Origin of the sequence: Eoetvoesiella caeni (genome assembly GCF_003315175.1) — a bacterium.
GTDB lineage: Bacteria > Pseudomonadota > Gammaproteobacteria > Burkholderiales > Burkholderiaceae_B > Eoetvoesia > Eoetvoesia caeni.
On sequence record NZ_QNRQ01000006.1, the window covers coordinates 1 to 6,287 of the forward strand.

A 6,287-nucleotide genomic window follows, 5' to 3' on the forward strand; every position below is an offset into this window, starting at 1 on the left:
GGACCGTGAAACGCCTTTGCGCCGATGATAGTTGATTAACGTCTGTGAAAGTAGGTCATCGTCAGGCTCTTATCCCTCAAAACCCCTCAACCCACCCGGTTGAGGGGTTTTGTCTTTGTACGGCCCTGAAGGCCGGTTTTCTTTGGTTATGCGGAAACAGGTAAAATAGGCTCGAAGATTTTCCCGCTTTTATTTTTTCTTATCCGGCAGCAGTATTCTTTACTGTTCGCCTGTCTCAGAGAGGGGTTCCATGATCGAAGTGTCACCGCCAGACAATGGCAATGGTTTGTCCATGCGTACGGTAACGCATGTCATGTATGGCCTTTTTGCTCTTGGGCTGATCAGCGCCGGTTTTTTGGGCCTGGCCACCGTGGCAGCCGTCGTACTGGCTTACCTGAAGCGCGCCGACGCCGCGGGCACGGTATACGCCGCGCATATGGACTGGGTGCTCAGGACGTTCTGGTGGGGCCTGCTGTGGCTGGTGCTTAGCCTTATCGCCACGCTGTTCTATCTTGGCTGGCCGGCCCTGCTGGTTCTTGGCGTTTGGCTGGTCTATCGGGTTATTCGCGGCTGGCTGGGCTTGTTCGCAGGCGAACTGCCAACGCCAGACCTGTAATCCAGGCGTGGCAGGCCGGCTGCAACAGCACAGCGTCGCTGCACTTCATGCCCCCTTGTGGGGGCTTTTTTATTTGTATCTTGGAAAATGCAAGAAAAAACACTGCCGGCAAGGGCAGTGTTTTTTTATTCGTGACTATTGGGAAGGCGGGCGCGACAACAAGTGTGTGGCCCCGAGGCGCGTAGGCGGCCTGCGAGATTAGTGGATCTGGCCTTCCGGAAGAGCCGTTGCTTACTTGAGGTGGCCGCTGACCAGCTTGGTGAGCTCGAACATCGAGACCTGCTCTTTGCCGAACAAGGGGCGCAGCTTGTCGTCTGCATTGATGTTGCGACGGTTGGCCGGATCTTGCAGATCGTGCTTTTTAATGTATTCCCAGATTTTCTTGGTGACCTCGGTGCGTGGCAGCGGGCTGGAGCCAATGACGGCCGCTAAGGTAGGGCTGGGTGTAAGTGGCTTCATAAACGCCGCATTAGGCTTACGGGCGGGTTTTGCGGTTGTTGCCATGAAATGGTGCTCCAAAGAATTGTTGAATAAATGGTATCCCGAGCATAACTTGAGTTTGCCCGAAAAACAAAGCGATTTATGCACTAGCACGTAAAAAACCGGAAACTGAACGTTTGCCAGGGCATTTGACGGGCCGCCATAGGGCCATCCTGGCCAATTACAGAGCGGTAGGCTTCAAAAGCCATGATTATTTGATGCTCATTGGAGAGCGGCGCGTGCGCAAGGCGTCGGATCCCCCAGGTGTCAACACGCCGGGGTCGGCGCCTGTCTCAGGCTGCGACGGCTAAAGCGCGTTAAGATTGCTGCTGGACCATTTTATCTTTCCAAACCTATGTCATCCGCTACCAACTCCCTGACCTTGATTCGTCCTGACGATTGGCATTTGCACTTGCGCGACGCTGCGGTGCTGGCCGCCGTGGTGGGCGATTCCGCGCGCCAGTTCGCGCGGGCCATCATCATGCCGAATCTTAAGCCGCCGGTCGTGAGCACCGCGTTGGCGGCCGCGTACCGGGACCGGATCATGGCGGCGCTTGCTGGCGCCGGGGTGCCGGAAGGCGCGTTTACGCCCCTGATGACGCTGTATCTTACCGACAATACCGAGCCCGCCGAAATCATACGCGCGGCGCAGTCGGGGTTCGTGCACGGCGTCAAGCTGTACCCGGCGGGGGCCACTACCAATTCCGACGCCGGCGTGACGGACTTGCTGGGACGCTGCGCCAAGGTGCTGGAGGCCATGGAAAAGCAAGGAATGCCTCTGTTGGTGCACGGCGAGGTCACCGATCCTTCTATCGACCTGTTCGATCGCGAAGCCGTGTTTATTGACCGCGTAATGATTCCATTGCGCCGTTCGTATCCGAACCTCAAGGTCGTGTTCGAGCACTTGACCACAAAAAATGGCGTGGATTACGTGCGTGATGCCGAAGGGCCGGTAGGCGCCACAATTACCGCGCATCATTTGCTGTACAACCGCAACGCCATTTTCCAGGGCGGCATACGTCCCCATTGGTACTGCCTGCCGGTGCTCAAGCGGGAAACGCATCGTGTGGCCTTGCTGGAAGCTGCCACCAGCGGCAACGCCCGCTACTTTCTAGGCACCGACAGTGCACCGCATCCGCGCGGCCTGAAAGAACACGCTTGCGGCTGTGCGGGCTGCTATACCGCGTTGCACGCCATGGAACTCTATGCCACGGCCTTCGACTCGGTCGGCAAGCTGGATGCCCTGGAAGGCTTTGCCAGCCGCAATGGGCCTGCGTTTTACGGTTTGCCACTGAACCAGGGCACGATTACCCTGCAGCGTTCGGCTTACAAGATACCTGAAGAGCTGCCCTTGGGCGATTCAACAGTGGTGCCGCTGGCTGCGGGAGAGTCCTTGGGATGGAGCCTGCAAGAGGATTGACGTGCAGCAGCTCTCCCGTGGTTGCTGCCATGCCTGGGCTGCCTGCGTTGACGGCGCAAGCAGCCATCACAGCCTAGCCGTTTTGCTTGGCTTCCAAGGCTTCCCAGCGGGCGAATAGAACAGACATTTTTTCTTCAAGCTCGGCCAGTTCTTTATTGATGAGTTCGACCTGGTCGGGCGCCTCGATGTACAGCTTGCCGTCGGCCAATTTGGCCGCCAGTTCTTCCTGCCTGGCTTCTATTGCCGCAATGGCTTCGGGCATTTCTTCAAGTTCGCGCAGTTCCCACGAACTGATCCGGCCCGCCTTGGCAGGCTTGGCGCGAGCCGCGGCGGCCTTGGCTTTTTTGCTGTCGCTGTCCGGCGTGGCGTTAAGCCGTGCGGGGCGCTGGGCCAGCCATTCGTCGTAACCGCCCACATATTCGCGCCATTCTCCTTGGCCTTCGGCGGCCAGGGTCTGCGTGACGACATTATTAAGAAATTCGCGATCGTGGCTGACGATAAGCACGGTGCCGGGATAGTCTTGCAACAGCTCTTCGAGCAGCTCAAGAGTTTCGATATCCAGGTCGTTGGTGGGTTCGTCCATGACCAGCACATTGGTTGGTCGTGCAAACAGCCGCGCCAGCACCAGCCGGGCGCGTTCGCCGCCCGAAAGGCTGCTGACCGGGGATCGCGCGCGCGCCGGAGAAAACAGGAAGTCCTCGAGATAGCTCATGATGTGCTTGCGCTGAGTGCCGATTTCTACCCATTCGCTTCCCGGGCTGATGGTGTCGGCCACCGTTGCGGTTTCGTCCAACTGCGAACGCATCTGGTCGAAATAGCCGACGGTCAGGTTGGTGCCCAGTTTGACTTCGCCCGCGTCGGGCTTGAGCTTGCCCAGCAGTATCTTTATTAGCGTGGTCTTGCCCGCGCCATTGGGCCCAATAAGCCCGATGCGGTCTTTACGCAAGATGGTGGTCGAGAGATCCTTCACGACTACGAGATCGCCGAAAGCATGGCTGACATGCTTGAGTTCGGCGACCAGCTTGCCCGAGCGCTGGCCTTCGGCGATGGCCAGGTTTACATTGCCCACGCGTTCACGGCGCGAGCTGCGTTCGCGGCGCAGCTGCTCGAGCCGGCGCACGCGCCCTTCATTGCGGGTGCGGCGCGCCTCGACGCCTTTGCGTACCCATACTTCCTCTTGGGCCAGCACTTTGTCGAAGCGGGCATTTTGCTGCTTTTCGGCTTCCAGCCATTCGGCCTTGCGTTGCTGCCAACTGGTGAAGTTGCCCGGAAAACTGAAGAGCCGGCCGCGATCGAGCTCGACGATGCGTGTAGTGACAACATCCAGGAAGCGCCGGTCGTGGGTGATCAGGATAATGCTGCAGCGGGCGCCGAGCAGGCGCTGCTCAAGCCAGTCGATGCCGATGAAGTCCAGGTGGTTGGTGGGCTCGTCCAGCAAAAGCAGGTCGGGTTCGTCGGCCAGCGCGCGGGCCAGGGCCACACGCTTGCGCGTGCCGCCCGACAAGCCGGCGATAGGCGCCTCGGCCGTAAGTCCCAGTTCGTCGATCAGGGATTGCACCCGGGCGGGCCGGGACCAGTCTTCGCTTTCGTTGATGTCGCCGCACAGCACTTCGAATACGGTCAGGGACTCGTCCAGTTCGGGCTCTTGTTCGACGGTGGCTATCTTAAGGCCGCTAAGGCGCATGACTTCGCCGTCGTCGGGCTGGATGCGTTCGTCCAGTATTTTCAGCAAGGACGATTTGCCCGCGCCGTTGCGCCCAATAAGTCCGATGCGCTCGCCGGGCTGTACAGCCAGGTCGGCGTGGTCCAGCAGGGGGTGGTGCCCGAAGGCGAGCTGAAGATTGGTAAGAGTAATTAAGGCGGCCATACGTAGAAAAGAGAAAAGCGAAGAGGGCGGAAGATAAACCGCAAGCCTCTATTGTCGCAGGTTGCCGCTACTTGCGTTTATGCCGCCTGGCTTCCTATACAATAGCGGTTGCGGGGCAGATCGGGCAGTCGCGGTGTTTTACAACACCGAGGAAGGTCCGGACTCCACAGAGCGGGATAACGGCTAACGGCCGTCCAACCTGCCGTAACGCCTTGGCGTGCGGCAGGTTGAGGAACAGGGCCACAGAGACGAGACTGCGGCGCGGGCATGCCTGGCATGCACTGACACGGCTACTTCCGTGCGGCGCGCCTTATTGCAAGGCGCAGCGCAGCAGGGTGAAACGCGGTAACCTCTATCCGGAGCAACACCAAATAGGCATGCGCCTGGCCCTCGGGCCAAAAGGGCGGCTCGTCCGAGCATGCGGGTAGGTGGCTAGAATACGGCAGCAATGCCGTATCCAGAGGAATGATTGCCCGCCAAGTTTGCTTGGTGTACAGAATCCGGCCTATAGATCTGTCTCGCTTTTTACTTGCCGTATTCCTGTTGCTGCGCGTACCATGAAGCAGTTGTCTGATTGCCGGTCTCAAAGGAGATGCTTTCATGAAGATATTTGCCATGGCCGCAGCCTGCGCTGCTTTGTGCTTGTCGGCCGGTAGCGCCGGGGCCGCCGAAACCGCGGGCATTCCCGGGGTGCGCGGCATCGACCACATTGGCTTTACGGTACCCGACATCGACCAGGGCGTGAACTTTTTTCGCGATGTCATGGGCTGTACCGAGGCGATGCGCTTTGGGCCTTTCAGCGACGACAAAGGCACCTTCATGAAAGACCTTGTCAATGTGGATCCGCGCGCGGTCATCAAGCAAATTGCCATGATGCGCTGCGGCGACGGCTCCAACATAGAGCTCTTCCAGTACAGCGCGCCCGACCAAAAAACCGTAATGCCGCGCAACAGCGACTATGGCGGTTTCCATATCGCCTTCTACGTCAAAGACATCAAGGCCGCGGTCGACAAGGCCAAGGCCTTGGGGCTGAAGACCTTCATGGGTCCCTTCGAGCTTAAAGAGGGCCCAGCTGCGGGCCAGGCCATAACCTATGTGCTTACGCCATGGGGAATGCAGTTGGAGCTGATCAGCTATCCCGACGGCATGGCCTACGAAAAAAATGCGAAAACCCGTTTGTGGGCTCCGCAAAACTAAGCCGTCCGGGTTCAAGCTCACTGCGGGTTGCAATTCATAGCATCCGGCAACTGCGTATCGTTATATTTCTCCCTCCACTGCTGACAAAGCACTTGTAGATAGATCTGCAATTTCTTGATTTATCTATGAATTTCTTTGTTTTAATTTCTCTATAACCAATCTAAGTGCTTGTTGTAATTGAAAAAATTGCAACTTAGCGCTTGACCGGGTTCGTTTGATCCCGTAGAGTGGGAAAAAGTAGGATTTTGTGCAATAAAGTGGAGTAAAAAGCGTGTTCCAGGGAAGCAGTGCACTCACGTTGGATGCCAAGGGAAGGATCTCGATACCTACCCGGCACCGTGACGCCCTGGTTTCCCAGGTCGAGGGCCGGCTCACGCTTACACGCCACCCCGACGGCTGCTTGCTAGTGTATCCCCGCTCTGTGTGGGAACAGCGGCGAGCTCAGATCGCCGCCTTTCCCATGAACGCCCGACCGCTGCAGCGCTTGCTGCTGGGCAATGCCCAGGACGTGGACATGGACGGCTCCGGCCGCATCCTGATCGCTCCCGAATTGCGTACCGCGGCAGGCTTGACGCGAGACACCATGCTTTTGGGCATGGGCAGTCATTTCGAGTTGTGGGATGCCGCTGAATGGTCGCGCCGCGAGGCCGAGGATTTGGCCAAGGGCATGCCTGACGTTCTTGAAAACTTTTCTTTTTAAGGGCGCC

At 58.3% G+C, this 6,287-nt stretch carries 6 protein-coding genes and 1 other RNA gene; 5 read left to right on the top strand and 2 right to left on the bottom strand.

What is annotated here, in order from left to right; translation table 11 throughout:
* The first annotated feature begins 250 nt into the window (after positions 1–250).
* Positions 251–616: a DUF4870 family protein gene (locus tag DFR37_RS12080; RefSeq protein ID WP_113933499.1), complete on the top strand. Its 366-nt coding sequence runs from the start codon at positions 251–253 to the stop codon at positions 614–616.
* Positions 617–847: 231 nt separating this feature from the next.
* Here the strand turns inward: DFR37_RS12080 and DFR37_RS12085 are convergent, their stop codons facing one another.
* Positions 848–1,120 (bottom strand): SWIB/MDM2 domain-containing protein, encoded by a 273-nt coding sequence (locus DFR37_RS12085; protein WP_113933500.1) that lies wholly within the window; start codon positions 1,118–1,120, stop codon positions 848–850.
* A gap of 331 nt (positions 1,121–1,451) precedes the next feature.
* Here DFR37_RS12085 and pyrC point away from each other — a divergent pair, with 331 nt between their 5' ends.
* A complete protein-coding gene (gene pyrC, locus DFR37_RS12090) occupies positions 1,452–2,516 on the top strand; it encodes a dihydroorotase (protein WP_113933501.1) in 1,065 nt (354 codons plus the stop codon).
* Positions 2,517–2,589: 73 nt separating this feature from the next.
* Here pyrC and DFR37_RS12095 read toward each other — a convergent pair whose 3' ends face one another.
* Positions 2,590–4,383 carry an ATP-binding cassette domain-containing protein gene (locus DFR37_RS12095; protein ID WP_113933502.1) on the bottom strand — a complete coding sequence of 598 codons (1,794 nt, stop codon included), beginning with the start codon at positions 4,381–4,383 and terminating at the stop codon, positions 2,590–2,592.
* Between the two features lie 112 nt (positions 4,384–4,495).
* Here DFR37_RS12095 and rnpB point away from each other — a divergent pair.
* From rnpB to mraZ, 3 genes are all read left to right on the top strand, one after another.
* An RNA gene (gene rnpB / locus DFR37_RS12100) (RNase P RNA component class A) lies at positions 4,496–4,907 on the top strand.
* A 76-nt stretch (positions 4,908–4,983) separates the two neighbouring features.
* On the top strand, positions 4,984–5,580 hold the full coding sequence (locus DFR37_RS12105; RefSeq protein ID WP_113933503.1) for a VOC family protein: 597 nt from the start codon (positions 4,984–4,986) through the stop codon (positions 5,578–5,580).
* Between the two features lie 271 nt (positions 5,581–5,851).
* Positions 5,852–6,280: a division/cell wall cluster transcriptional repressor MraZ gene (gene mraZ, locus DFR37_RS12110; RefSeq protein ID WP_113933504.1), complete on the top strand. Its 429-nt coding sequence runs from the start codon at positions 5,852–5,854 to the stop codon at positions 6,278–6,280.
* Positions 6,281–6,287: the final 7 nt, after the last annotated feature.

Bases quoted from the DNA above. Each gene is read 5' to 3' on its own strand.
- DFR37_RS12080 (WP_113933499.1), top strand. From the start codon at position 251: ATGATCGAAGTGTCACCGCCAGACAATGGCAATGGTTTGTCCATGCGT.
- DFR37_RS12085 (WP_113933500.1), bottom strand. From the start codon at position 1,120: ATGGCAACAACCGCAAAACCCGCCCGTAAGCCTAATGCGGCGTTTATG.
- pyrC (WP_113933501.1), top strand. From the start codon at position 1,452: ATGTCATCCGCTACCAACTCCCTGACCTTGATTCGTCCTGACGATTGG.
- DFR37_RS12095 (WP_113933502.1), bottom strand. From the start codon at position 4,383: ATGGCCGCCTTAATTACTCTTACCAATCTTCAGCTCGCCTTCGGGCAC.
- DFR37_RS12105 (WP_113933503.1), top strand. From the start codon at position 4,984: ATGAAGATATTTGCCATGGCCGCAGCCTGCGCTGCTTTGTGCTTGTCG.